The 26,047-nt window shown below is 65.8% G+C and carries 23 protein-coding genes; 10 read left to right on the top strand and 13 right to left on the bottom strand.

Annotation, left to right across the window (positions count from 1 at the left end):
* Nucleotides 1–152: 152 nt before the first annotated feature.
* Genes ACQY39_RS04785 through ACQY39_RS04770 form a run of 4 tightly spaced genes read left to right on the top strand, consistent with a single transcriptional unit; the run spans nucleotide 153 to nucleotide 4,252 of the window.
* Nucleotides 153–1,073: a hypothetical protein gene (locus ACQY39_RS04785; protein WP_428503895.1), complete on the top strand. Its 921-nt coding sequence runs from the start codon at nucleotides 153–155 to the stop codon at nucleotides 1,071–1,073.
* A complete protein-coding gene (locus ACQY39_RS04780) occupies nucleotides 1,073–1,891 on the top strand; it encodes a helical backbone metal receptor (protein WP_428503893.1) in 819 nt (272 codons plus the stop codon). Before ACQY39_RS04785 ends, ACQY39_RS04780 begins: the two co-directional genes overlap by 1 nt.
* A 53-nt stretch (nucleotides 1,892–1,944) precedes the next feature.
* Nucleotides 1,945–2,586, top strand: a complete 642-nt coding sequence (locus ACQY39_RS04775; protein WP_428503891.1) for a MarC family protein — start codon at nucleotides 1,945–1,947, stop codon at nucleotides 2,584–2,586.
* A 19-nt stretch (nucleotides 2,587–2,605) separates the two neighbouring features.
* Nucleotides 2,606–4,252 carry a GMC family oxidoreductase gene (locus tag ACQY39_RS04770; RefSeq protein WP_428503889.1) on the top strand — a complete coding sequence of 549 codons (1,647 nt, stop codon included), beginning with the start codon at nucleotides 2,606–2,608 and terminating at the stop codon, nucleotides 4,250–4,252.
* 10 nt (nucleotides 4,253–4,262) lie between these two features.
* Here the strand turns inward: ACQY39_RS04770 and ACQY39_RS04765 are convergent, their stop codons facing one another.
* Nucleotides 4,263–5,648, bottom strand: coding sequence for a leucyl aminopeptidase family protein (locus ACQY39_RS04765; RefSeq protein ID WP_428503887.1), 1,386 nt, complete (start codon nucleotides 5,646–5,648; stop codon nucleotides 4,263–4,265).
* A gap of 79 nt (nucleotides 5,649–5,727) precedes the next feature.
* Nucleotides 5,728–6,099 (bottom strand): thioredoxin family protein, encoded by a 372-nt coding sequence (locus ACQY39_RS04760; protein ID WP_428503885.1) that lies wholly within the window; start codon nucleotides 6,097–6,099, stop codon nucleotides 5,728–5,730.
* Nucleotides 6,100–6,310: 211 nt separating this feature from the next.
* Here ACQY39_RS04760 and ACQY39_RS04755 point away from each other — a divergent pair, with 211 nt between their 5' ends.
* Nucleotides 6,311–6,475: a hypothetical protein gene (locus ACQY39_RS04755; RefSeq protein WP_165794623.1), complete on the top strand. Its 165-nt coding sequence runs from the start codon at nucleotides 6,311–6,313 to the stop codon at nucleotides 6,473–6,475.
* 53 nt (nucleotides 6,476–6,528) lie between these two features.
* On the opposite strand, the gene ACQY39_RS04750 is transcribed toward ACQY39_RS04755, so the two are convergent.
* Nucleotides 6,529–9,381, bottom strand: coding sequence for a DEAD/DEAH box helicase (locus ACQY39_RS04750; RefSeq protein WP_428503883.1), 2,853 nt, complete (start codon nucleotides 9,379–9,381; stop codon nucleotides 6,529–6,531).
* An 80-nt stretch (nucleotides 9,382–9,461) separates the two neighbouring features.
* On the opposite strand from ACQY39_RS04750, the gene ACQY39_RS04745 reads away from it, so the two are divergent.
* From ACQY39_RS04745 to ACQY39_RS04735, 3 genes are all read left to right on the top strand, one after another.
* Nucleotides 9,462–10,772, top strand: coding sequence for a hypothetical protein (locus ACQY39_RS04745; protein ID WP_428503881.1), 1,311 nt, complete (start codon nucleotides 9,462–9,464; stop codon nucleotides 10,770–10,772).
* 173 nt (nucleotides 10,773–10,945) lie between these two features.
* Nucleotides 10,946–11,548 carry a hypothetical protein gene (locus tag ACQY39_RS04740; protein ID WP_428503879.1) on the top strand — a complete coding sequence of 201 codons (603 nt, stop codon included), beginning with the start codon at nucleotides 10,946–10,948 and terminating at the stop codon, nucleotides 11,546–11,548.
* A gap of 58 nt (nucleotides 11,549–11,606) precedes the next feature.
* Complete coding sequence (locus tag ACQY39_RS04735) at nucleotides 11,607–12,254, top strand: tRNA-uridine aminocarboxypropyltransferase (protein WP_428503877.1); 648 nt, start codon at nucleotides 11,607–11,609, stop codon at nucleotides 12,252–12,254.
* Here ACQY39_RS04735 and ACQY39_RS04730 read toward each other — a convergent pair.
* Together ACQY39_RS04730 and ACQY39_RS04725 are read right to left on the bottom strand one after the other, a co-directional pair.
* The gene (locus ACQY39_RS04730; RefSeq protein ID WP_428503875.1) at nucleotides 12,242–14,173 is read right to left on the bottom strand and encodes a B12-binding domain-containing radical SAM protein; all 1,932 of its coding nucleotides are present in this window, start codon (nucleotides 14,171–14,173) and stop codon (nucleotides 12,242–12,244) included. The two genes, ACQY39_RS04735 and ACQY39_RS04730, sit on opposite strands and share 13 nt — an antisense overlap.
* Nucleotides 14,174–14,245: 72 nt before the next feature.
* Entirely contained in the window at nucleotides 14,246–15,484 is a 1,239-nt protein-coding gene (locus ACQY39_RS04725) for a TIGR03790 family protein (protein ID WP_428503873.1), read from the bottom strand.
* Between the two features lie 711 nt (nucleotides 15,485–16,195).
* On the opposite strand from ACQY39_RS04725, the gene ACQY39_RS04720 reads away from it, so the two are divergent.
* Both ACQY39_RS04720 and ACQY39_RS04715 read left to right on the top strand, forming a co-directional pair.
* A complete protein-coding gene (locus tag ACQY39_RS04720; RefSeq protein ID WP_428503871.1) occupies nucleotides 16,196–16,954 on the top strand; it encodes a sulfite exporter TauE/SafE family protein in 759 nt (252 codons plus the stop codon).
* A gap of 68 nt (nucleotides 16,955–17,022) precedes the next feature.
* Nucleotides 17,023–17,841, top strand: coding sequence for an HDOD domain-containing protein (locus ACQY39_RS04715; RefSeq protein ID WP_263561588.1), 819 nt, complete (start codon nucleotides 17,023–17,025; stop codon nucleotides 17,839–17,841).
* 16 nt (nucleotides 17,842–17,857) lie between these two features.
* Here the strand turns inward: ACQY39_RS04715 and ACQY39_RS04710 are convergent, their stop codons facing one another.
* From ACQY39_RS04710 to ACQY39_RS04675, 8 genes are all read right to left on the bottom strand, one after another.
* Complete coding sequence (locus ACQY39_RS04710; RefSeq protein ID WP_428503868.1) at nucleotides 17,858–19,138, bottom strand: diguanylate cyclase domain-containing protein; 1,281 nt, start codon at nucleotides 19,136–19,138, stop codon at nucleotides 17,858–17,860.
* A 339-nt stretch (nucleotides 19,139–19,477) separates the two neighbouring features.
* Nucleotides 19,478–20,131, bottom strand: a complete 654-nt coding sequence (locus ACQY39_RS04705) for an FHA domain-containing protein (protein ID WP_428503866.1) — start codon at nucleotides 20,129–20,131, stop codon at nucleotides 19,478–19,480.
* Nucleotides 20,132–20,267: 136 nt separating this feature from the next.
* Nucleotides 20,268–21,056, bottom strand: coding sequence for a Stp1/IreP family PP2C-type Ser/Thr phosphatase (locus tag ACQY39_RS04700; protein WP_428503864.1), 789 nt, complete (start codon nucleotides 21,054–21,056; stop codon nucleotides 20,268–20,270).
* Nucleotides 21,053–22,051, bottom strand: coding sequence for a serine/threonine-protein kinase (locus tag ACQY39_RS04695; protein WP_428503862.1), 999 nt, complete (start codon nucleotides 22,049–22,051; stop codon nucleotides 21,053–21,055). Before ACQY39_RS04695 ends, ACQY39_RS04700 begins: the two co-directional genes overlap by 4 nt.
* A gap of 132 nt (nucleotides 22,052–22,183) precedes the next feature.
* Entirely contained in the window at nucleotides 22,184–22,915 is a 732-nt protein-coding gene (locus ACQY39_RS04690) for a TerC family protein (protein WP_428503860.1), read from the bottom strand.
* A 231-nt stretch (nucleotides 22,916–23,146) separates the two neighbouring features.
* A complete protein-coding gene (sucD, locus tag ACQY39_RS04685; protein WP_428503858.1) occupies nucleotides 23,147–24,040 on the bottom strand; it encodes a succinate--CoA ligase subunit alpha in 894 nt (297 codons plus the stop codon).
* Between the two features lie 31 nt (nucleotides 24,041–24,071).
* Nucleotides 24,072–25,232: an ADP-forming succinate--CoA ligase subunit beta gene (sucC, locus tag ACQY39_RS04680; RefSeq protein ID WP_263516222.1), complete on the bottom strand. Its 1,161-nt coding sequence runs from the start codon at nucleotides 25,230–25,232 to the stop codon at nucleotides 24,072–24,074.
* A gap of 23 nt (nucleotides 25,233–25,255) precedes the next feature.
* The gene (locus ACQY39_RS04675; protein WP_428503856.1) at nucleotides 25,256–25,858 is read right to left on the bottom strand and encodes a DUF2889 domain-containing protein; all 603 of its coding nucleotides are present in this window, start codon (nucleotides 25,856–25,858) and stop codon (nucleotides 25,256–25,258) included.
* Nucleotides 25,859–26,047 lie beyond the last annotated feature (189 nt).

The raw sequence follows: 26,047 nt of genomic DNA, 5'->3' as shown, positions 1-26,047 counted from the left end.
GGCGATGGGTCCAGCCGCAAGCACTTGAGCGGGGGGAAGTGTTGTTTTTCGGCCGATAGAAAAAACCCTCGGGTTTTACCGTGCGATTTGCGGATTCCTGCCGCTGAATCTGACCCGGGGCCGCGCGGAGTGCGCTGGCTATGATGACCGCCATGTCCCAAACACTTTCCTTGCACGCACTCAACCGTGTGCTGGCCAGCATCGACGCGCCGCGCAACGGCCGCGCCCTCTACGCCCTGCTCTCGGCCTTCTGCTTGGCAGGCCTGATGCTGGCCTCGGCCGAGTCGGCGCTGGCCAAGGCGAACACGGTGATCGGCGTGATTTGGGCGGTGGGTGGATTGTTGACGGCATTTGTCGGCGTCAACACCACCGGCTTGCTGCTCATGGACCAGGCACGCGGCCGCAAAGTGCGCGAGGTGGCCGATGCCTTTCACGACGCCTTGCGCAGCGCGCCTCGGGTGCTGCTGACCCTGCTGCTGGTGCTGAGCACCCTGGGCCTCGCCGCGGCCGCCCTGATCGCTTTGCTCTACAGCGCGCGCCTGCCGGCCGTCGGCCCGGCCTTGTTTGCGTTGCTGGTGCCGCTGAGCGTGACGGCACTGGGCGTGATGGCCTTCAGCGGACTGGTCCTGATCGGCCCCTTGACCGGCCCCTCCATCTGGTCCGGCAAGACGCCCCTGCAGACCGCGCGCATGCTGGCCCGTCAGCTGCGCCACGGCCCCTTGGAAGCCGGTGCCTTGATGATGGCAGTGTTCCTGATGACCGCCCTGGTCAGCGCAGCCGTCAGCTTCGTGGTGGTCAGCGGCGGGCGGGCGCTGGCGCTCTTGATGGTCTGGCTGATCGGCATCGATGTGCCGGCCCAGCAGCTGATTGCCGGCCTGTTCGGCTACGGCTTGCGATCCCTGGGCGCCAGCGGAGCGCCGGTGGCCACCACGCCGCTGGCGATCGCGGCGCAAACCGGCGGCGGCGTGGTCTTCGCGGTCGCCCTGGTGCTGCCGACCCTGGTCTACCTGCGCGGCTGCTGCGCCGTCTATCTGGCCCTGCAGGACACACCGGGCGACGACGCGGCCTTGTGATGCCCAGCGCCGAGCCTCGCATCGCCAGTCTGGTCCCCAGCATCACCGAGCTGCTGCTGGCCCTGGGTCTGGGCCCCTGGGTGGTGGCCCGCACCGGCTTCTGCATTCATCCCGCTTCCGAGGTGGCCAGTATTCCCAAGGTCGGCGGCACCAAGGACGTCAGTCTGGACAAATTGCGCCGCCTGGCGCCCAGCCATGTGATCGTCAACCCCGACGAAAACCGACGCGAGACCGCCGAGGCCCTGCAAACCTTTGTGCCCGAACTGATCGTGGCCCACCCGCAAGGGCCCGAGGACAACCTGGTCCTGCTGGACCAGATGCTGCAGCACTTCGGCCATCTGCCCGGCGTGCAAGCAAGGGCCGAGCCCCTGCGCAGCGGCTTGCAGGCCAGCCTTGAGCGCTGCCGCCAACAGACCTGGCCCGGCGAACGCGTGCTCTACCTGATCTGGCGCGGCCCCTGGATGACGGTGGCGCGCGACACCTACATCGCCCGCATGCTGGCCGAAGTCGGCTGGCAGACCTGGCCCGAGCAACTGGGCGGCGACACCGGCGCCGCCCGCTACCCACAGCTGCGCGGCGATGAGCCCTGGCTGCAGCAGATCGACCGGGTGCTGCTGAGCTCGGAGCCCTACAGCTTTGACAGCAGCCACCTGCCGCTCGCGCAAGCCCTGTGCCCACAGGCGCGGGTGCAGCTGGTCGATGGCGAACTGCTGAGCTGGTACGGCCCACGCGCCAGCCAGGGTCTGGACCTGCTGTGCCGCCTGGCCGCCGAGCGCGCGCCCGCTATCCAGGCCTGCAGGCCGGCAAAGGCCGGGTAATTCGGGAGCTCAACGCACCATTGGCTGGCGCAAGCCGGCCCACAATCGCCGCCATGGACATCTACAAGCCTCTTGTTGCCTTGCTCGCCATCGTCAACCCGATCGGCGTCATCCCCTTCTTCATCCATTTCACCAGCGGCTTCAACCGCGAGCAGCGCCAGCACACCATCCGCGTCAGCAGCTTCAGTGCCTTTTTGGTCATCAGCATCAGCGCGCTGCTCGGTCTCAAGGTGATCGAGTTCTTCGGCATCTCGCTGGCCTCCTTCCAGGTCGGCGGCGGCACCCTGCTCTTGATCAGCTCCCTCCAGATGCTGAACGCGCAGCCGGCCGAGTCGCGCAAGGAAGACCTCAGCGAAGGCTCCAGCAAGCTCAGCGCGGGCGCCAGCATCGCTGTCGTGCCACTGACCATCCCGCTGTTGACCGGCCCGGCCACCATCTCCACCATGGTGATCTATGCCGAAAAGACCCGCCACTGGTGGGAGCTGGCCGTGCTGGTCGGCTACGGCGTGGTGGTGGGCCTGGTGACCTTTGCCGTGTTCTCCACCGCCGGCCGCATCGCCCGCGTGCTGGGCCAGACCGGCATCAACATCATGACCCGACTCATGGGTCTGATCCTGGCCGCGCTGGCGGTGGAGCTGCTGGCCGACGGCCTGATCAAGCTCTTCCCGGTGCTGGCCTCGCATTTGGCGCACTGAACTCCGCAGCGCGCTCACCATGTTCGACTACATCATCGTCGGCGCCGGCACGGCCGGCTGCCTGCTGGCCAAGCGGCTCTCGGCCGATCCGAGCAAGCGCGTGCTGCTGCTGGAAGCCGGCGGCAAGGACGACTACCACTGGATCCACATCCCGGTCGGCTATCTGCACTGCATCGGCAACCCACGCACCGACTGGCTCTATCAGACCGAGGCCGAGGCCGGCCTCAAGGGCCGAGCCCTGCGCTACCCGCGCGGCAAGGTGCTGGGCGGCAGCTCCAGCATCAACGGCATGATTTACATGCGCGGTCAGGCACGCGACTACGAGGCCTGGGCGACCGCCACCGGCGACCCGGCCTGGCGCTGGCAGGCTTGCCTGCCCGATTTCATCAAGCACGAAGACCACTGGCGCCTGGACGGCAAGGCCACCAGCGCCAGCCTCGCTTTCAAGGCTGCGCACGGCCACGGCGGCGAGTGGCGGGTCGAACGCCAGCGCTTGCGCTGGGACATCCTCGATGCCTTTGCGGCGGCCGCGGTACAGACGGGCATCCCTGCCAGCGAGGACTTCAACGCGGGCAGCAACGAGGGCGTCGGCTATTTCGAAGTCAACCAGCGCAGCGGCCTGCGCTGGAACACGGCCAAGGCGTTCTTGCGGCCGACCTGCTACGCCAGGCCGAACTTCGAGCTTTGGACCCTGGCCAGCGTGCAACGCCTGAGCCTGAATCGCGACGACGGTGCCCTGCGCTGCAGCGGCGCCGAAGTGCGCACGCCGCGCGGCCTGGAAAGCGTGACGCTGAACCCGGGCGGCGAGCTGATCTTGGCGGCCGGCGCCATTGGCTCACCGCAACTGCTGCAGCTCTCCGGCCTGGGGCCGGCGGCCCTGCTGCAAGCCCATGGCATTGTTGTGCAGCACGACCTGCCTGGGGTCGGCGCCAATCTGCAAGACCATTTGCAGATCCGCAGCATTTACAAGGTCGAGGGCACGCGCACCCTCAACACCTTGACGCAAAGCTGGTGGGGCAAGGCCAAGATCGGCCTGGAATACGCGCTCAAGCGCAGCGGGCCGATGAGCATGGCGCCCTCGCAGCTGGGGGCATTTGCGCGCAGCGGCCTGGACCCGGACGGACCGGACCTGGAATACCACGTGCAGCCGCTGTCGCTGGACGCCTTCGGCCAGCCCTTGCATGCCTTCAATGCCTTCACCGCCAGCGTCTGCCAGCTGAACCCGACGAGCCGCGGCACGGTGGAGATTCGCTCGCCCGATGCGAGTGAGGCACCGCGCATCCAGCCCAACTACCTGTCCACCGAACACGACCGCCAAGTGGCCGCCGCCGCCTTGCGCCTGACGCGGCAGATCGTGGCCCAGCCAGCGCTGGCCGCCTACCGGCCCAAAGAGATCAAGCCCGGCCCGCAGCTGCAGAGTGACGACGAGCTGGCGCGCGCCGCGGGCGAGATCGGCACCACCATCTTCCACCCGGTGGGCACCTGCAAGATGGGCCGCGCCGAGGACGCGATGGCGGTGGTCGACAGCCATCTGCGCGTGCGTGGCGTGGCCGGGCTGCGCGTGGTCGATGCCAGCGTCATGCCCAGCATCACCCACGGCAACACCGCCTCACCGACGCTGATGCTGGCCGAGAAGGCCGCGGCCTGGATCCTGGCCGGGGCCTGAAGCCGCGGCTTCAGTTCTTGGCGCTGAAACGCTGCTCCAGATAGGCCAGCAAGGTGCGGATGGTCTGCGCCTCGCCGCCGACCGGTCGGCCGGCGCGGGCCACATCGTTCCAGGCGAACAGATCGATGTGCAGCCAGTCCTGGTGCTCGGGCACAAAGTACTCGAGGAAGAGCGCCGCGTTGATGGCGCCGCCCAGAGCATTGCGGCCGGTGTTGACGATGTCGCCGATGCTGCTTGCGATGCCCTCTTTGTAGGGCGCCCACAGCGGCATATGCCACATCGGGTCTTCCAGCTTCAGGCCCAGGTCGACCAGGTCGCGTGCGGTGTCGAAATGCTTGCTGAACAGGGCAGGCAGTTGGGCGCCCAGAGCCACGCGAGCGGCGCCGGTCAGGGTGGCCAGGTCGATGATCAGGTCGGGCTTGTGCTCGGAGGCGTAGGCCAGCGCGTCGCTGAGCACCACGCGGCCTTCGGCATCGGTGTTGCCGATCTCGATGTGCAGGCCCTGGCGGGTCTTGATCACATCGCCGGGGCGGTAGGCATTGCCTGCGATCGAGTTCTCGACCGCCGGAATCAGCAGCTGCAGGCGCACCGGCAGCTTGAAGGCCATGACCAGGGCGGCCAGGCCCAGGGCATTGGCAGCACCGCCCATGTCCTTCTTCATCTGGCGCATGCCGTCGGCGCCCTTGATATCCAGGCCGCCGGTATCGAAGCACACACCCTTGCCGACGATGCTCAGCAACGGCGCCTTGGGGTTGCCCCAGTTCAACTCGATCAGGCGCGGCGCGCGCGTGCTGGCCCGGCCCACGGCGTGGATGGCCGGGAAGTTCTGCTTCAGCAGCGCGTCACCGACGATCTGCTTGAACTTGGCGCCATGCTGCTTGGCGATCAGCTGGGCCGCTTGCGCCAGCTCCTCCGGGCCCATGTGCTCGGCCGGGGTGTTGACCAGATCACGGGTGGCCGCGATGGCGGTGGCCAGGGCGATACCGCGCTGGGCGCTGGCGTCGCCGGCCAGATAGAGCGCAGCCGGGGCGCGGCGGCGCGGCTTGTAGAGGTCAAACTGGTAGGCCCCCAGCTCCCAGGACAGGGCGGCCTGTTCGGGCAGCAGCTGCAGGCCCTGCTCGGACAGCACATAGTCGCCCTCGGGCAGGGCTTGTGGCAGAGCCGACAGCGCAAAGGGATGGGCGGCATGCTCGACACCGGCGAACACCTGACCCAGCGTGCCATCGGCGCCCGGCACCAGGGCGTAGCTGTCAGCGGCGCCCTTGAAGCCCAGGGTGGCCAGCCAGTGGCGCGTCGGCGCCGGCAGCTCGGTCACCAGGGCCTGGAAGGCGGCGCGATCGACCACGGTAATGGCAACAGCGCCGCTGGGCGCCTTGGCTTTCAGATGAACAGTCATGATGCGAAGTGCGCCTTGTGGGCGGCTGATCAAAAGCGGCGATTGTGCGCTTTTGGCGCAACCCAGGCTGCCGCAGGCTTCAGCAGCTGCTTTGCAAGCGCATCAGCAAGGCCTGGGCGGCGGGCTGGGCCGCCGCAGTCGGCAGCTCAGTCGCGGTGGCGAGCAGGCGCTGGGCCGTGCTGAGATGGGGCGTGACCGGGCCGACAAAGCGCAGCTGAGCGCCCTGGCCGATCAGCAGGGTCGGGAAGGTTTCCACATCCAGGTCACCGACCAGTTCCTCGTCGTCCTCGATGTCCACCCAGATGAAACGGTGCTGCGGAAACTGTTCGCGCAAGCTGGCCACCACCTCGTGATAGCCGTCGCAGGTGCGGCACCAGGCCGCACACAGGCACGCCACCAGCAAAGACTCGGGCGATGGAGCAAGGGGCGAAATGGAGGAGGCGGGCGACATGGGATCGAAGCTTAGCGACAAAGCCGCCGCCGCCCTGAAGCCAGGCGCGAGACGTTGCTAACTGGCGACGAGACGCACCGCAAAAATATCTGCCTGCGGCTGTCAACCGAGGGTTTTCCGACGGCGTTGTGCCTGCAAGCGACAGCCAAGGCAGATCTCCTGCAAGCCGTCGCTACCGTCGTAGCAGCAGCCGCAAGGCCTCTGAATCGCCATGAAAACTCAGCAGCATCCCGAACAACAACCGCGCCGCATGCCTTGCCCCGACTGGGCATCGCTGGACAACAAGGGCCGCAAGCACGAGGCTTTTGAATCCGGCAACTTCGCCTGCGATCGCCGCAGCCTGGCCCGCGCACTCCGTTTTGACCGTAAACGCTGATGAACTGACGCAGGTTTTGCAAACCCTTGCAAAACCTGCCTTCATCTGTTCAGTCAGCCCAGTGGCGCCAGCAACAGTGCCAAATCCTCGGCACTGAACTTGGCTGCATCGGCCCCGTCTTCGCCCAGCACGCCCTGCGCCAGGGCCAGTTTGCGGGCCTGCAGCTCCAGCATCCGCTCCTCGATGCTGCCGCCCACCACCAGTTTGTAGACAAATACCGGCTTGTCCTGGCCGATGCGGTGCGCCCGCGCGCTGGCCTGGGCTTCCACCGCCGGGTTCCACCAGGGGTCGACATGGATCACCGTGTCGGCCGCCGTCAGGTTCAAACCCACCCCGCCCGCCTTGAGGCTGACCAGCAGCAGCGGTATCTCCTCGGCCTGGAAGCGCCGGACGATCTCGCCGCGCTGGCCGATCGGCGTGTCGCCGCTGAGCGTCAAGCTGGACAGACCCAGCTGCTGCAGCAGCGCTTCGATCAAACTCAGCATCTCGGTGAACTGGGAGAACACCAGCACCCGCCGCCCCTCGGCCAGCAGCTCGGGCAGCATCTGCTCCAGCAGCTCCAGCTTGGCCCGGCCCATGTTCGGCGCCAGATCCACGCCCTTGACCAAGGCCGGGTCGCAACAGACCTGGCGCAGCTTGAGCAGGGCATCCAGCACTGAAATCTGTGCACCGGCAAAGCCGCGCCGGGCCAGCACGCGCCGCACCTGGGTGTCGGCCGCCACGCGCACGCTCTCGTAGAGATCGCGCTGGGCGCCGTAGAGCTGCACCCGCCGCGTCACCTCGGTCAGCGGCGGCAGCTCGGCCGCCACCTGGTCCTTGCGCCGGCGCAGGATGAAAGGCCGCACGCGTTGGGCCAACAGCTGGGCGCGCAGGGTTTCGCCGTTTTCCTCGATGGGCTTGCGCCACAAGCGGGCAAAGCTCCGTGCATCGCCCAGGAATCCGGGCATCAGGAAATCGAACTGCGCCCAGAGCTCGCCCAGATGGTTCTCCAGCGGCGTGCCGGTCAGGCAGAGCCGGTGGCGCGCGTTCAGGCGGCGCACCGCTTGCGCCGCCCGGCTGGCCGCGTTCTTGACCGTCTGCGCCTCATCCAGGATCAAGAGATGCCAGGGCTGGGCGGCCAAGGCCGCGATATCGCGCCAGAGCAGGGGGTAGGTGGACAGCACCAGATCGAACTCGCCCAGGCGGGCAAAGTCGCGCGCCCGCTCCGGCCCTTGCAAGAGCAGCACGCGCAGGCCCGGCGCCACGCGGCGCGCCTCGGCCTGCCAGTTGAACAACAGGGAGCTGGGCAGCACAGCCAAGGCCGGCCTGTCCAGGCGGCCTGCTTCTTTTTCGAGCAGCAAATGGGCCAGCGCCTGGGCCGTCTTGCCCAGGCCCATGTCATCGGCCAAGATGCCGGCCAGGCCTTGCTCGCGCAGGTATTGCAGCCAAGCCAAGCCGCTGCGCTGGTACGGTCGCAGCGTCAGCGCCAGGCCCTGCGGCGGCGCCACCGGTTGCGGGCTGCCGGCCTGCTGCAGACGCTGGGCGAGGCGGCGCAGATCGGCGTCACCCTGGAACTGCCAGCCGCTGCGCGCGTCCAGCGCCAGCAGGCGGCCGGCGTCCCAGTCGCTGAGCGGGATCGGCCCTTCGGCCCGCTTGGGGTCGCTGAGCAGGTCCACCATGGCGCCGATGATGGGCTTGAGGATGGAGCCCGGAGCTTCGATACGGCGGCCGCCCGGCGCATGCAGCAGGATCAGGGCCGCGTCATCGATACAAGCAATGGCCTCGGCATCGAACCATCGCGCATCACGACGCAGCAGGTCGGCAATCATGGGCGCCAGGTCCAGGGTTTCGCCGTCCACCTCGACCCCGAGGCTGAGCAGCCAGGAGCCCTTTCGGCCCGGCAAGCCCAGCTTCTCGAGCTTGAGCTGCCAGGCCTCGGCCGGGGCGGGCCGGTGGGCAAAGCCGGGGCGCACCTCGACCTTCCAGCCCGCGGCTTGCAGCTCCGGCACCCGCTCCAGCCAGAAGGCGGCGAAGAACTCTTCCTGGCTCAGCGTCCACAAAGCCTCCAGGCCCTGGGCGGCGCTGGGGTGGCGCCACTGCAGCTGCTCGGGCGCGAGCGGAATCAGGCCGCAGGCCCAGAGCTGGTCGCGCGCCTCGGCCTCGGCCAGCAGATCGCGGGCCAGGCGGCGCGGGCCGCTGGGGGTGTCCACCCGCTGCTGGGCCGGCGGGCGGCTGTTGAGCAGCGAGCGTGGCGCCTCGGTCTGCCAGCGGCAGCCATCGTCGAAGCGGTAGACCCAATGCAGCTGGGCGACGCTGACATGGTCACCACGCGGCCCCAGCCGGCCGCCGGGAGCCAGGCCCAGCAGGCCATCACCACGGCCCAGAGTCATCAAGCGCAGCTCGGGCTGGAAATGGGCCGCTTCGCTACGCGTGTCCGGTTCGATAGGCGCCGGGGGCGGCTCGGCTACGGATGCTGGACTCGGCTCCTCCTCACGCAGCAGCAAGTCCATCAGCCGGGCCGCATCGGCCTCGGGCAGCGGCGGCAGGCGCTTGAGCTCCTCGCGGCTGGCTTTGCGGCGCAGCGCCTGCACCCATTGCTGCAGCAGCGCTTCGCGCTGGGGCGCGTCGGCCTCGATCTGCAGCTTGAGCAACACGGCCGCGGCATGCTCGCAAAAGCGCTGCGTGCGGCAGCTGCACAGGGCGCTGTAGCGCGGCTGGCCGGACGCGTCGGCCACACCTTGCAGGTCGAGTTCGAAAACCTGCTCGCGCGCGCCCCTCACCCGGGCGCTCGCGCCCTGCTCATCAGCGCGCAGCTCCAGGATCTGGCCCTGCAGCTGGCGCGCACGCTGCAGGCGACCACGCTCGAACAAACGGGTCAGGGTGTCGGCCGTAGGGGGCCAAATGCGCGTGGCGGAAGTCTCCAACATGGCGCGCATTGTCAGGCTGAGGCGCGGCCGAGCCGCCTGACGAACGTTCAAGCCCTGGCTTTGCTGGCAGACTGCGCGCCATGATGTCTCCGCTCCCTGGCCACCAAGGCAAGCGCCGCCCGCGCCTCCTTTGGCCGCTTCTCCTGCTCAGCCCTGTGCTGCTCTTGCTGATCGCCGCCGCCCTGGCGCTGCAGAGCCAGGCTCTGATCACACCTGATGGCGGCGGATTGAGCCCCGCGCAGATTCAGAGCACCAAAGACTTTCTGCGCCGCAATGACCCGCGTCGCCAGGAAGCTGGCCCGCAACGCCTGCTGCGCATCGACGAGGGCCAGCTCAATCTGATGCTGATGCAGCTGGCCCAGCGCTACGGGCGGGGCCGCGGGGCGGCACAGATCCAGCTGCACGCCGGCAGCGCCCGCTTGCAGGCCAGCTTCCCCCTGCCCCTGCTCGGCGCCTGGCTCAATCTCGAAGCTCAGCTGGGCCAGACCACTGCCCTGCCGCGGGTCGAACGGCTGCGCCTGGGCCATCTGCCGCTGCCGGCATGGCTGGCCAACCCAGCACTGCGTCAGCTGATCACCAAGCTGGCCTTGCCGCCCCAGGCCCAGGTGGCCGGTGAGCTGGTCGAGACCCTGACCTTTCTGCCTCAGGAATTGCAGCTCGGTTATCACTGGCAGGCCGACAGCCTGGACCATGTGCTGGGCGCACTGTGGACACCGGCCGAGCGAGAGCGAGCCCAGGCCTACAGCCGGCGCCTGGCCGAACTCAGCGCGAGCCTGGCCCCGGGCAGCTCGGTTTCGCTGGCCCTGCTGATGCCACCGATCTTCGAGCTGGTTCGCGCGCGCAGCGAAGGCGCCGAAGCCGACCCGGTGGCCGAGAACCGCAGCGCTTTGCTGACCCTGGCGCTGTTTGCCACCGGCCAGCACTGGAGCAAGCTGCTGCCCAGCGCACGCAGCTGGCCACAGCCATTGCCGCGCAGGGTCACCTTGGCCGGCCGCGAAGACTTTCCACAGCATTTTCTGGTTTCAGCCGTTTTGGCCCTGGAGGGCAGCGGGCCCTTGGCGGACGCGATTGGCGTCTACAAGGAAGTGGCCGACACACGGGGTGGCAGCGGCTTCAGCTTCAACGACATCGCTGCTGACCGAGCCGGCACGCGCTTCGGCCTGCTCGCCAAGGACGCGCCGCGCAGCTTGCAGATCCTGATCCGCGCCGGCCTTCATGAGTTGGACTTCATGCCCGGCGTGGCCGACCTGCCCGAGTTCCTCAGCGCCGAAGCCTTCCAGCAGCGCTACGGCGGCATCGATGCACCGGCCTACCGCCGCATGATGGCCGAGATCGAAGCTCGCATCGACGCCCTGCCCCTGCTGCAACAAGCGGCCATACCCAGGCTGTGACGGGCATGTCGGCGAACTCGTGGCGCCGCGGCCAGAAAGCGTGACGGATTCAACGCTTGCGCCCGCTGCGCAGGCCAAGCTCCCCCGGACTGCGGGTGCGGCGCCCCTGGGCCTGCGAGAGCGGGACGAACAGAATCGTTTCCTCAGCAGCAGTACGGAGTCGACAGATTGCCATGGGCAGCGACATCAGAACCGCAAGACGCATCTGGTCCTTTGTGTCCGGCGGCTTGCTCTATCTCAGCGCCCTGGGCCTGGCTCATACCCTGGCCAGCCAATACTGGCCCATGAGCTGGCAAAACTTGCTGGGCGGCAGCAGCAGTTGGACCGCGCAGCTGGGGCAAGCGCTGCTGATTGCCCTGCTGCTCTACGGCTTCGCCTGGGTCTGGGCCTTGTTCACCGTCCGCCCGCAGCGCGGCCACAGCCGACATCCGACCACCGGCTGGTGCCTGGGAGGCATGGGCCTGGCCTGGCTGCTGGCCTTGCTGGTCGGCGTGCTGGAGGTCAGCGGCAAAGCCGGTGGCTACCAGCCCTCGCTGATCAGCCTGCTTCTCTCGTCCACCGTGCCGCCACTCTGGGGTGCGCTCAACGGTGTGGCAGTGATGCTGGCCATCGTCTCGGCCGGCCGTTGGTCGGCCCGGCAGCGCCGGCAGCGCAAGGCGCGGCAGTCCCAGCTGAACTCGCAACTGAACTCGCAGATGGATTCGGATCTGGAGTCCACTTTGGATTCGCGCCTGGAGCGCGGGCTGGCAACGGCACGCCAAGGCCAGGCGGCCTGAGGGCCGCACAGCGCCGGAGGCCAGGAAAGCCTCTGCCTGTGTTCTGATCTGGGCTGACATGCAGTCCGAATTCTTCGATTCTTCAACTTCTCCCCTCGCAGGGCGAACGCTGTGCCGGCGCTGCGACCTGCCGGCCAGCGCCTGCCTGTGCTGCTGGACCCAGGCCATCGACAACCCGGTGGAGCTGCTGCTGCTGCAACATCCGCACGAGCAACACCAAGCCAAGGGTTCGGCGCGCCTGCTGCGCCTGAGCCTGGCGCACTGTCGACTCTGGGTGGGCGAGCAGTTCGAGGCGGACGCTTTGCAAGCAGCGCTCGGGGCCGGCGGACGGCGCGCCCTGCTGCTGTATCCGCCAACACCGGGCCAAACAGGCTCGGCATTTGACGCCACCGCAAACGATGCGAGGCCGCTGCGCTTGGTCGTGATCGACGCCACCTGGCGCAAAAGCCGCAAGATGCTGCTGCTCAACCCGGTGCTGCAAGCCCTGCCCAGGCTGGCCCTGCAGCAGCCACCCCCATCGCGCTATGCCGCACACCGCAAAGCCGAGCGGGCCGAACAGCGCTCGACGCTGGAGGCGGCCGTGCTGGCCTTGCAAAGCCTGGAGTCGCAGCCACAGCGCTACGAGCCGCTGCTGCAGGCCTTCAGCGACTGGCTGGGTGAGCGGCAGGAGCGCGTGCCGACCCGTCCCGACCGTCAATGCGCTTGAGCTAAGGCGCGAGCGATGCGGTGCCGCGCCACCGTGGTCTTGGGCACCTTGATGCTGAACCAGCTGCGCACGTCCTGCTCCAAGCCGATGCCGTGCATGTAGTTGTAGATGGCCTTCTTGAGCGCCTGACCCAAGACATCGTGGTCCACGCCCGTGGGGTCGACAAAGCCGACATCGTTTTTGGCAAAAGGGCTGGGCGGCAAAGGCAGCAGGCTGACGCCGAAGTCCTCGGGCTTCTGGCCGACGGGCGAATGCACGGTGCAAGCAAAGCGGTGGAAGAAGCCGCTCTGAATGCAGCCGTTTTCGAACAGCTGGCGCACGTATTCGAGTGCGTCGACCGTGTCCTGCACGGTCTGGGTCGGGAAGCCGTACATCAGGTAGGCATGGACCAGGATGCCGGCGTCGGTGAAGGCCTTGGTCACGCGCGCGACCTGGTCGACCGAGACGCCTTTTTTCATCAGGTTCAGCAAGCGGTCGGAGGCGACCTCGAGCCCACCCGAGATGGCGATGCAGCCGCTGTCGGCCAGTTGCTGGCAAAGCTCGGGGCTGAAGGACTTCTCGAAGCGGATATTGCCCCACCAGGAAATGCCCAGTTGGCGCGCCTGCAACTCAGCGGCGAGCGCTTTCAAGGCCTTGGGCGGCGCGGCCTCGTCGACGAAGTGGAAACCGGTCTGGCCGGTCTCGGCGACGATGGTCTCGATGCGGTCGACCAGGGTCGCGGCCGAGGCGCCTTCGTAGCGCGAGATGTAGTCGAGGCTGACATCGCAGAAGCTGCACTTCTTCCAGTAGCAGCCATGGGCCACGGTCAGCTTGTTCCATCGCCCATCCGACCAGAGCCGGTTCATGGGGTTGAGCATGTCAAGCAGGGACAGGTAGCGGTCTAGCGGCAGGCCGTCCCAGGTCGGCGTACCCACCTCGGCAAATGCGATATCGGGCTCGACGAAATTGATGTAGCGCACCCTAGCGTCTTCGCGCACAAAGGTGCGCACCAGGCGCTGGCGTGAGCGCTGGCCTTGCAGATGCTCCAGCAGCGCCAGCAAGGGGCGCTCGCCGGCGTCCAGGGTCAGGTAGTCGAAGTAATCGAACACGCGCGGCTCGCTGAGCTCGCGCAGCTCGGTGTTGACGAAGCCGCCGCCCAAGGCCAGCACGACGCCGGGATGCTCAGCCTTGATCGCCTGGGCGATGCGGAAGGCGGCATAAACCGCACCGGGAAAAGGCACCGAGATCAGCACCAGCTGCGGCTGGTGCTTGGCGACCGCCGCCAGCGCCAGCTCGCGCAAGGTCTCGTCAACCAGGTTCAGCGGCGCCGCCAAGGCCTCGGCCAGCGGCTCGAAGGTCGGCTGGCTGGTGGCCAGGGACTCGGCATAGCGGACGAACTCGAAGCGCGGGTCCACGGCATCGCGCAAGACATCGGCCAGGTCGTTCAGATAAAGCGTGGCCAAGTGGCGGGCCCGGTCCTGCAAGCCCAGGGCGCCGAAGGCCCAGGCCAGTGGGTCGCCGCCGTCTTCGTCCACATAGGCATCGAGCGAATCGAAGCGCGGGCCTTCCGGCAAGAAGGCGCGGCTGTTGATGCGGTGGGCCAGCGTCGGGTCGCGCCCTTGCAGAAAGGCGATGGTCGGCGTGATGGTCGAGAGATAACGGTCAAAGTAGACGTCAAAACCCTGAACCATGGGCGTGCGCTGCTCGGGTGTCAGGGCCTGGATGCGCTCGCGCAAGGCCAACAGGCCTGCGCGCGAGAAGAGCTTGAGCATCAGGGCCAGAGCGAGGTCCTCCTGCACCGCGTCGACTTGGCGCGAGCGCAGGAAACCGGTCAAATAGGCGGTGGACGGATACGGCGTGTTGAGCTGGGTCATCGGCGGGATGACCGACAACACGCGAAAAGCGCTGGGCAGAGAGGGCGTCGAAGGCGTCAGGGACATGGGGGCGGAGCCGGCAGGGTGTGCCATTTTGCCAGCCGCCCTCATTTCTCGTTTGTCACAGACCCCAAGCGGTCAGGGGCTGCTGGCCAGCGTGCACTGCTGGCTGCTTTGCGTCGGGCAAGGGCCGCGCCAACGCAGGGCGGTGGCGGTGGCCGGCGGCAGGGGCGAGCTCAGGTTCTGGATTTCGGCCTTGGTCGGCTTGAAACTGGCCAGGGTGATCCAGCTGCCCGCCGCGCCAATTTGATAGTCGAGGGTGTAGGTCGCGGCCGGGCGCAAGGCCCGGCTGCTGATCAGATACTGGCCGCCTTCGAGCTTGAAGCTGGGCGCATCGGCAAACGGCCGGGCCAGAGGCTCGCCCACAAAGAGACCCTGCCCCGGCGACTGCAGCGACTTCCAATAGGCTTCGATCAAACTGGCACCTCGGTAGTACTGATCGATGAGCACCGAGGCCTTGGGGAACTTCTGGTTGAAATTGCAGGGCTCTTCAACGGTGCCGTAGCTGCCGGTCAGGCCGGCATCCAGCCATTTGAGCACCGTCGTCTGACCACGCGCATCGGGCAGTTGGGCCGCATACGAAGTCAGCGAATCGCCCACCGCCCCCGGCAGGTAGCTGTTGCTGGTCAAGCCCGGCGTGATCGGCAGACCCGTGAAATAGAAGAGCAGCCCGGCCTGATTCTCCACAATGTCCTTAGATCCACCGGCCGAGTTGTCCTGGTAGATCAGCTTGAGACGCCCAGCCCAGGAATCCGGCAGAACTCGAAAGTCGACCGCACGGGTGTTGCGGAAACCATCGCTCGTGTTCAACAAATAGCCGTCACCCAGCGGCTGACTGCCATCGGCCTTGAGCCCTCGGTCGATCAGAGCCTTGGCTGCGTCGAGACTGCGTGCCCCCAGCATCATGGCCGGCCGGATCTGGTGGTCCGCCCAGGGGCTTCGGGACTCAGAGTCGTACAGCGGCGACGCCTGGGTGTTGAGGCAAGCCGCGTTGGGCACGCAGTACTTGGGGTCATAGCCGAAAGCCAGGGCGCTGGTGATGCCCATGGCACAACTGCCGACCACGCGAGAGGGAGCGGTCCAGGTCAGCAACTGGGCCTGGATGCCGGCCGGCAACTTGGCATCGATCTCGGCTTTCAGTGTGGCGAAGTCGGTCGCCGAGATGGCATCGCCCTTGGTCGGCAACTTGACCCGGATCAGATTCGTCGCCGGCACATTGCGCGCGCTCAGGTAGTAAGCAGCAATGGCCTCGCCGAGCACATCGCCCTCGGCCACCAGCACGGCCAGATCGGACGCGGCCAGACCAGCACGAGGCAAGGTCAGCCCGTAGGTGCTGTTGGCATTCGGGACCGGCGCAGGCGGTGCGCTGTCCGTGCTACCGCCCCCACCTCCGCCGCAGCCGGAGAGACCCGATGTCAAGGCAAGGCTGAAGGCGACCCAGAAGGCCAGACGCCCCCCCCAAAAAAACGATGGCGGTACGGACATACGGGGCAACTTCATGGCGAACGCAGAAACTTTCATGCTCGGAATGGTTCCACAAGCCAAGCTTGAACAAGGTCAAGAATTGCAAGCGATTTACCCAGCGCGAATGTCTCAGAGCCCACGGCCCAACTGTGCGCAAATGAGACATATGGCTGTAACTTAGATCTGGCGCCACCCCCTATTTGCAGAGGATGAAGCCCCAGGTCGGGGCGTCGATTTCTCCTTGATTTATGGAATTACGTTGATAAAGGATTAAGTGTGTGCACGCAAACTTCCCTGAATTGGTGCGGAGCGCCCGTAAAAACCCCAAGTGCGTGCACAGCCCGCACTGCCTACATTTGCCCCACTCGATGCACAAGCTGTGCGAACAGCAGGTGCTAGGCGGGGCTGAGGAGACAAACTCAAGTTGTAGTGCAAGAACGACGCATAAAGTGACACAGTCACAATGGACGGGCACCTGAACTGGCTTCAGGTGCCCGTTTTACTTGCGCATCCGCTTTGCTGGCCTCGCAGACCCCGCACCCCACCTCCTCGCCCCACCCACTCATGGATTTGCTGACTGTCGCCCTCGCCTCCCTGCTGGCCGGATTCATCGATGCCGTGGTGGGCGGAGGCGGTCTGGTGCTGGTACCAGCGCTGTTCAGCGTCTACCCTCAGACAGCGCCCGCGACCTTGTTCGGCACCAACAAGGGTGCCTCGATCTGGGGCACGGCCTGGGCCACCTTCCAGTACGCCAAGAAAGTGCAGTTGAACTGGAATGCCTTGTTGCCGGCCGCCGGCCTGGCCATGCTGGGCGGCTTCGGCGGCGCCTGGGCCGTCACCCAGGTCGACCCCGGCTTTCTGCGCCGCGCCCTGCCCCTGGTTCTGCTGGCCGTGCTGGCCTACACCTTGATGCGCAAGGACCTGGGCCGCCACCATGCGCCGCGCTACCAGGGCCGGCGTGAAACCCTGGTGGCGGGTGCCATCGCCTTGCTGATCGGCCTCTACGACGGCTTCTTCGGCCCGGGCACAGGCAGCTTCTTCGTCTTCTTGTTTGTGCGCCTGCTGGGCTACGATTTCCTCCACGCCTCGGCCACGGCCAAGCTGATGAACACCGCCACCAATGCCGCGGCCCTGCTCCTGTTCGGCAGCACCGGCCACATCTGGTGGCAGGTCGCCGCGGTGATGGCCGTGGCCAATGTCGTCGGCAGCTTGTTCGGCACCCGCATGGCCCTGGCGCGCGGGGCCGGTTTTGTGCGCCGCATGTTCATCGCCGTGGTCTCGGCGCTGATCCTCAAAACCGCTTGGGACGCCTTCTTTCGCTGAGCTTTTTGTAACCAGGCTCTGCGCCAGTCCCGCTACCATTGCGGCAACCAGGGGAAGGAAAGCACACCATGCCAGTTGATCCAAATTTGCGCACGCTAGACATCGAGATTCCGACCCAGCCGGAGGTGCTGGTCAAGCTGTCACTGCTGATGGCGGCCGAAGACATTGACCTGCCGGCCATGTCCGCCCTGGTCGAGACCGATATGGCGCTCGCCGCGGCCGTCTTGAAGGCCGTCAATTCATCGCTGTACGGCCTGCGTGGTCGGGTGCAGACGGTCCATCAGGCGCTGACCTATCTGGGCATGCGCGAAGTTTCGGCCATCACTTTTGAGATGGGTCTGCGCGCCGCCTTTCCGCCCGCCACCGAGCTCGAACCGGTCTGGAAGCGAGCCTCCGAACGCGGCGTGATGATGGGCCGTATTGGCCAGATGCTGGGCGTGGACCCCTGGGCGGCGCATTCGGCGGGCCTGTTCGAGGAGTGCGGCAAGGCTGTGCTCTACCGGCACGCGTCCGCGCACTACCCGGCCATGCTGCGTGCCGCCGGCTCCGACGCCGAACTGGTGCAACTGGAACACACGGCATTTGGCGTCAGCCACGACGCGCTGGGCGCGGCCTTGTGCGAAAGCTGGGGCCTGGCGCCGGCCGCCGTGGCCAGTGTGCGTCACCATGTGGAAGTGCAGAGCACCTTGAAAATGCCTGAAGCTCTGCAGCGCCGCGGCGTCAGTGCCATTTCCACCATCGCCTCGATCCTGCTGAGCGAGCCTGAGCGCCTGGAAGAAGTGGCGCATGAGATCGCACCTCAAGCCTCGCTCGATGAGGCCCTGGTGCTGCGAGCCGCCCGTCGGGTGGTCGAACAACTGCAGCAGGCCAGCGAACACGAGCGCTGAGGCGCAAGTTTTCCGCTCAGGCGCGCTCGGTCAGGCTCTTGGATGAGGCCAGGCTGAGGCGGTCGCGGCCGGCATGCTTGGCGATGTAGAGCGCCTCATCAGCCGCCTGCATCAGGGACTGCGGGCTCAAGTAAGGATGGGCCGGCGAGTAGGCAGCGAGGCCGATGCTGACCGTCAGTCCTGTGCCCTCATCCTCGCTGCCACCATGAGGCAGACGCAAGGCACGCAATTCCTCGCGCAACTGCTCCATCAGCTCCTGGGTGACATCCAGGCCGAAACCGGGCAGCAAAGCCACGAACTCCTCACCGCCCAGCCGGGCCACAAAGTCGGTGTCGCGCTTGAATCGCTCGCTGAGCAACTGAGCGAAACGCTGCAACGCCTGGTCGCCGACCGCAGCGCCGTGCTGCTCGTTGTAGCGCTTGAAGTGATCGAGATCGAGCACGGCCAAAGCAAGCTGACCGCGCTGCCGCTGCGCACGCTTGAACTCACGCCGCAAAGCCTCATCAAATTCTCTGCGATTGGCCAGGCCGGTCAGCGCATCGCTGCGGCTGAGGCTGCCAAGCTCGCGGTTTTTCTGCTCCAGGCTGAGTGCCGCAGCCTGCAACTGCGCGGCCTGGCTCTGCACCTGTTGCTGCAACTGCTGCACTTGCTGCAATTCATCTTGCCAGCGCAGCCACACCCCATGGTGCGCGCGCATCAGGGAGCGGGCGACCCGGGACACCTCCGAACTCTGCCCTGCCGGGACCGTAGCCAGCAGGTCCAGCGGGCTCTGGCCGCTGTCCAGCTCATCCGCCCGTTCCGCAAGACGGCGCAGCGGGCGCAGCATCGTGCGGTCCAGCACAACGATCACACTCAGGCTGAGCAAAAGCACCAGAACCAGATCGCGCAGCACGATGGCGGGCCAGGCATCGCGCCAGAATGCGTGTTGCATGGCCTGCTCTTGGGCCAACACTTGCAGGAGGGCGCCGCCCGACGCCGGCGGACCCAGTTCGAAATCGATTTGGCGAACATCGGCCTGCGCGCGCGCGGCCGGGTCGCCACTGGCAAGGGCCACGCCTGATCCGGTCTTCAGCTCGATCGCCAGGATGCCGGGCCGGGACTGCAACTTTTTGAGCAACTGCCGGGTACTGTCGCTGCCCGACGGGTCCACACTGAGGCTGCCGGCCAGCGCCTCGCCATAGGTCTGCGGCAAGGCCTGCAGCTCGGCCTCGAAGGCCTCGCTTCGCAGCTGCGACTGATGCTGCAGAAGGACGGCATCGGTGCCGATGACCAGCAAGGCGGAGATCAGCACAATCATCCACGCGGTGCGATGCCGCAGCGACGAAGTCGACGGCTCCAGCAAGGATTCGGCAGCGGAGGGGCTTGAAAAACTCACAGCGGCCTTTCGATGAGGGTTGGACACCAAAGTACGCCTGCGCAACCGCCTTTTCAAAGACCCCCGTGTCTCGCCATCTTTATGTTCAATGGTGCGGCCGGCTGCAGGCAAGGCTCACACAGGCACGGCCATGCTCGCCCTGCTGCTTGCTGCAGCAATTGTGCACGGCAGCAAGCAAGCAAGGGCGCCTGCGAAAGCAGGGTTAACCCAGTTCTGGTGTATTCACTGAGACCGCAAACGCGGCCTGGTTCCGAGCGAAGCTCAGCCCTGCACGAACTGCATCTGGGTGCCGGCCAACTCGATCACATCGCCGCTCTTCAAAGCCACAGACTCGCCGGTCAGGGGCACGCCGTTGACGGTCGGACGTGCAGCACCTTCAACATGGGCGAACACGTAACCGCTGGGGCGCTTTGTGATGGAGGCCACCTGAACGCCTGGCTTGCCGACCGTGGTGACGACCTTGGTCAGGCTGACTTCCCGCCCGGCAGCTGCACCGGTCAGGACTCGGATGGTGGCCGGGGCCGCCGCGGCCGCCGAGGGCAGAGAACCGAAGGAGGACGGCAGGCCGAAACCGCTAGGCGCGCCAGACCCCGGCTTGAGAATCATGGTCTTCTCGTAGTCGCCGTTGTCCTCCAGCAGGAACTTGATCTTGTACTTGCCGATCTCGACGATGTCGTTATTGGCCAGCAGCTGCTTCTTGATCGCCTTGCCGTTGATATACGTACCGTTGGTGGAGTTGAGGTCTTCGATGAAGACATCCGCGCCGACCATCTGCAGCACGGCGTGCTCGCCGCTGACCGCCAGATTGTCGATCACGATATCGTTGTAGGGCCGGCGCCCGAGCGTGGTCTTGTCCTTCGTGATCTGCACGTCCTTGATCACCACGCCGTCGAGCGACACCACCAGCTTGCCCATGCTTTGACCTCGATCCTGTTGTCTTATTGCTTGTGTTGGCGGCAACTCTCAGTGCGCCGCAAGAGTTTTGACTGCTCTCAACGATGCCTGAGCCAGCAGCCGGTCACGACAGGCCTCACGGCCGAAAACCAGCCCATCAGCGCTTGCCAAACGGCCACCAGGCCCGACCTTCCGACCGCACACGGCCTTCGGCGCGAACCAGCACCAGCGCGATATTATCCCGGCCGCCCATGTCATTGGCCCCATCTATCAGGGCTTGTGCCGCTTCCGACAGCGAAGGGTGGTTTATCAACAACTGGCGCAAGGCGTCATCGTCCAGCATGTCGGACAGCCCGTCCGAGCAGAACAGGTAGAGATCGCCGGGCTGAAGCTCGTGCTGATGCAGCTCCAGCATGACCGCGTCCTCCACGCCAACCGCCCGGGTGACCAGATTCTTGTTGCTGGAAAACACGGCCTCTTCGGGTGTCAGCAGGCCGGCATCCAGTTGCTCCTGGAGCAAAGAATGGTCCCGACTGATCTGCGTCAGTTGGCCGCCGCGCATGCGGTAGGCGCGCGAGTCGCCGACATGGCCCAACAACAAACCTTCAGGCCGGAACACCCCAAGCACCAAGGTCGTGCCCATGCCGGCATAGCGCGGGTTGGTATTGGCGGCGTTGAAGATGGCTCGGTTGGCGTTGTCCACGCAGATGTCCATGGCCCGCCGGACGTCGCTGACGCTGGCGCTGGCGCCGGACTCCTTCAACCAACGGCCCAGCTCGGCGCGAATGAAGCCGGTCAGCATCTGACTCGCCACTTCACCGGCGTTATAGCCGCCCATGCCATCGGCCAGCACGGCCAAGCCCACGGACTCATCCAGGGCGACCGAGTCCTCGTTGTTGTCGCGGGCGCGGCCGACATCGGTGGCGCTGAAGAACTCCAGGGTCATGGCTGTGTGTCTGGTTGCGATGCGGAGGGATTTTGCACTGCTTCCGCCTTATTCAAGCGGACTGTTTGTGCAAAAGGGTCCGCGTGCTCTGGAGACGTCAGGTGCGCAGCGTCCGCGCTCTTGTCGGCCGGGGCCTGGGCCGGGCCGCGCGCTGGCCCGGCCGGCCATTGCGCAATCACCGCTTCCAGGTCCTGGGCCATCTGCGCGCCGCTGGCATAGCGCAGCTCGGGCCGCTTCTCGAGCGCCAGAGCAAGCACCAGGGCCAGGGACTCGGGCAGTTCAGGGCGATGGTGGCGCACATCGGCCGGCGGCTCATTGGCAATCTGGTACATCAGCTTGGCCATGGAGTCGGACTGATGCGGCAGATGGCCGGTCAGCAGCTGATAGACCATGGCGCCCAGCGAGTAGAGATCGCTGCGACCGTCGACCTTGAGGCCTGCCAATTGTTCAGGCGACATGAAGGACGGCGTACCCAGGACCAGACCGGTCCGGGTGCGGCTGCCATCAGCAATGCGGGCGATGCCGAAATCCATGAGCTTCAGAATTCCGCGCTCGCGATCCAGCATGACATTGGCCGGCTTGATATCGCGATGGACCACGCCTTGACCATGGGCGTAGTCCAGCGCGCGGGCGAGACGCCGCGCAATCTGCAACACCTCAGGGATCGGCAGCAGCTGAGCCTTGCGGGTGTGGTGGCTCAGGTCACGGCCCTGGACGTACTCCATGGCAATCCAGGCATCGGGCCCGGCCTCGCCGGCTTCGAGCACCTGCAAGATGTCGGGGTGCTGCAGGCGCCCGGCCGCACGCGCTTCACGCATGAAGCGCTGCTGGACGTCGACCAGGTCTTCTGCCGCAAACTCACGCTGCAGAGCCAGGCGCTTGATGGCAACCATGCGGCCGGTCGCCCGCTCACGCGCCAGATGCACCACCGCCATCGCGCCGCGCCCTAGCTCGCCCTGCAATTCATAAGCCTGCAAACCCGGGCCAGCTGGCATCGAAGACTGATATGCCTCTGGCACGGTCGAGGGCTCTCCCTCCACCGACTCGGGCTTGCCCAGCCATCGCTTCCAGAAACCCGCCATGCCCCGCCCGCCTCTCCAAGAATGCGCCGCAGCGCGCTGATTCCTTCAGTCGCTGCGCACGCGGCGGCCCGCGATCCACTTGCCGCTCAACAGAACCAGCAAGGCTCCAGCCACACCTGCACCGTAATGCAGCGCCGGCAGTACGACCACACTGCCCGGCTTGCCGCCTTCCACCGTCGGCACCCAGCTGGCCAGCGCCGGGTCACCGACCATCATGGTGCCCGCAATCCAGCCCAGCAACATGGCGCCCACCGTGATCACGAGCGGGAAGCGGTCCATCAGCTTGATCACCAGCTGGCTGCCCCAAACGATGATGGGAATCGAGACCAGCAGGCCAAAGATGACCAGCGGCATTTGATGGTCGCCGCCGCTGCTCTGGGCCGCGCCGGCGATGGCGATGACATTGTCCAGGCTCATCACGAAGTCGGCCACGATCACGGTCTTGACCGCCGCCCACAGCTTGTCGCTGGCCTGGATACTGCCGTGCTCGTCTTCATCTTCGGGCACCAGCAGCTTGATGCCAATCCAGAGCAGCAGAGCCGCACCGACAATTTTCAGGAAGGGGACCTGCAACAGCGTCAGTGCGAAGAAGATCAACACGACCCGCAGCACGATGGCGCCGGCTGTGCCCCAGATGATGCCCTTGGTGCGCTGAGCGTCCGGCAGCTTGCGGCAAGCCAGGGCGATCACCACCGCGTTGTCGCCACCCAGCAGGATGTCGATCATGATGATCTGGCCGACAGCCAACCAGAATTCGGGACTCGTCAAAGTGTCCATTGAGATATCTACAGTTTCTGCCCGCAGGATGGAAATGCCGGGTCAGGCACTTGCCGCCCCACTATAGCGAAGGCATGGTTCAAAGCATGCACCCATGAAAAAAGGGGCTGAAGCCCCTTTTCACATGTCGATGCACGGCGTGCGTGCAGTCTGCCGCCAGCCGATCCGGACTTCGATGCGTGAAATTACGCATTCGCCCGGCGGCCGGCACGGCGCTCAGCTCAGCTCAGCTCAGAGCAAGGCCTTCAGCAGCTTGGCCATCTCGGACGGATTGCGCGTGATGGTGAAGCCGCACTCTTCCATGATGGCCAGCTTGGCGTCGGCCGTATCGGCGCCGCCCGCGATCAGCGCACCGGCATGGCCCATGCGCTTGCCCGGAGGAGCGGTCACGCCAGCGATGAAACCAACCACCGGCTTCTTCATGTTCAGCTTGCACCAGCGAGCCGCTTCAGCTTCGTCCGGACCGCCGATTTCGCCAATCATGATCACGGCGTCGGTGTCCGGATCGTCATTGAAGGCTTGCATCACATCGATGTGCTTCAGGCCGTTGATCGGGTCACCACCGATGCCCACGGCGCTGGACTGACCCAGGCCGATTTCGGTCAGCTGAGCCACGGCTTCATAGGTCAGCGTGCCCGAGCGCGAAACCACGCCGATGCGACCCTTGCGGTGGATGTGGCCGGGCATGATGCCGATCTTGATTTCTTCGGGCGTGATCAGGCCGGGGCAGTTGGGGCCCAGCAGCAAGGTCTTCTTGCCGCCGGCCGCTTCCTTGGCCTTCATCTTGTTGCGGATTTCCAGCATGTCACGGACGGGGATGCCTTCCGTGATGCAAATCGCCAGATCCAGATCGGCTTCGACGGCTTCCCAGATGGCTGCAGCGGCACCAGCCGGCGGCACATAGATCACCGACACGGTGGCGCCGGTTTGCGCAGCGGCTTCCTTGACGGTGGCGTAGATTGGAATGTCCGAGAACTTCTCGCCGGCCTTCTTGGGGTTCACGCCCGCCACGAAGGCGTTCTTGCCATTGGCATAGGCCTGGCAGCCCAGGGTGTGGAACTGGCCGGTCTTGCCGGTGATGCCCTGAGTGATGACCTTGGTGTCTTTGTTGATGTAAATCGACATGATTTTTTTCCTTGCGTGGGCTTAGGCTGACTCAGGCGACAGCGGCGACGATCTTGGTCGCGGCTTCGGCCATGGTGTCGGCGGCGATGATGGGCAGGCCGGATTCGGCCAGCATCTTCTTGCCCAGCTCTTCGTTGGTGCCCTTCATGCGCACGACCAGCGGCACGGACAGGTTCACGGCCTTGCAGGCGGTGATCACGCCTTCGGCGATGGTGTCGCACTTCATGATGCCGCCGAAGATGTTGACCAGGATGCCCTTCACTTCAGGGTTCTTCAGCATGATCTTGAAGGCTTCGGTGACCTTCTCGGCGGTGGCGCCACCGCCCACGTCCAGGAAGTTGGCCGGCTCGCCGCCAAACAGCTTGATGGTGTCCATGGTCGACATGGCCAGACCCGCGCCATTCACCAGGCAGCCGATATTGCCGTCCAGGCTGATGTAGGCCAGGTCGAACTTGGAGGCTTCCACTTCAGCCGGATCTTCTTCGTCCAGGTCGCGGTAGGCGACGATTTCCGGGTGACGGAACAGGGCGTTGGAGTCGAAGTTGAACTTGGCGTCCAGGGCGATCAGATTGCCCTTGGAGTCGCAGTTCAGCGGGTTGATTTCCACCAGCGACGCGTCGGTGTCCATGTAGCACTTGTAGAGCTTGGCGAAGATGTCGACGGCTTGGTCGACCGACGCTCCGGTGAGACCGATGGCAGCGGCGATCTTCTTGCTTTGCTCGGCAGTCAGGCCCACCAGCGGGTCGATCATCTCGGTGATGATCTTCTCGGGTGTCGAGTGGGCGACCTCTTCGATGTCCATGCCGCCTTCGCTGGAGGCGATGAAAGCGACCTTCTGGGTGCCGCGGTCGGTGACCAGGGACACATAGAGTTCGTTCTTGATGTCAGCGCCGTCTTCAATGTAGAGGCGACGGACCTTCTGTCCGACCGGGCCGGTCTGGTGCGTGACCAGTTGCATGCCCAGGATCTGCTCGGCGAGCGCCTTCACATCTTCCAGCGAACGGCCGAGCTTGACGCCGCCGCCCTTGCCACGGCCACCGGCGTGAATCTGGGCCTTGACCACCCAAACCGGGCCGCCCAGCTTTTGTGCAGCTTCGACGGCTTCTTGCACCGTGAATGCGGGAATGCCGCGCGGCACCGGCACGCCGAACTGGCGCAGGATTTCCTTGCCCTGGTACTCGTGAATCTTCATAGGGGTCTCGCTTGTGAGGAAAGTCAGGAAGAGGAGGCGGGCATCGCGGCGACGGCGACTGGCCTTGCGGCTGCGTCGGCGCTGCGATACCAGCGAGGGTAATGGTTTCGGACCACATCGCCATCGCAACGCAGCGCATGGCAACGATCCAGCTGAAACGGCGGCTGTCCGTCGGCACTGCCTTCGCGCACGTCCAGCACCAGGCCGGCAAAGGCCTGGATCACAGCCGTGGGGAGGATCTGACACAGCTCGGTCAGGTGAGTGCAGCCCTTGACGCCGGCCAGGCGTTCCTTGACGCCGAGCCGGAAGCCCTTCATCAGGTTCAGGCCGACCAGCCGGGCATAGGCGTCACCATGCTGGTCACAAACGCCAGGATATGGCGACCCGCTTGTGATTGAGCGGGCCGAATGAATCTGCAACTCGGCATCTACCGTCAAGACCAGTTGCATGGCGTGAATGGGATCGCCCGCCAAGCGCAAGCCGCTGGCCAGGGGCAAATCGCGCGTCTTGACGTCCGTCAAACCCGCCTCGACCTCATAAAGGCCGTCATCGCGTGCATAGATCTGCACATCGATGGCGCGACGGTGCAGCAAACGGCGCTCGGAGGTGGGAAATGGGAGGGGCATGGGTGGCAAAACGGCTTTGCAAACCCGCAGCGGACGGCATCAAACCACACCCCGCCGGGCATTTGCGCAGGGCGAGAATGTAGCATGTCGCACTGCACAAAGGCTTTCACGAAGCTGTCGGCGCCACAGCCCGAGGCGTGGCGACAGGTCAGCAAAGCCCACAAGTTTGAGCTGGGTCAAGAGACTTGG

This window comes from Roseateles sp. (assembly GCF_965262435.1).
Lineage (GTDB): Bacteria > Pseudomonadota > Gammaproteobacteria > Burkholderiales > Burkholderiaceae_C > Paucibacter_A.
This window is presented reverse-complemented; position numbering and strand designations above follow the sequence as displayed.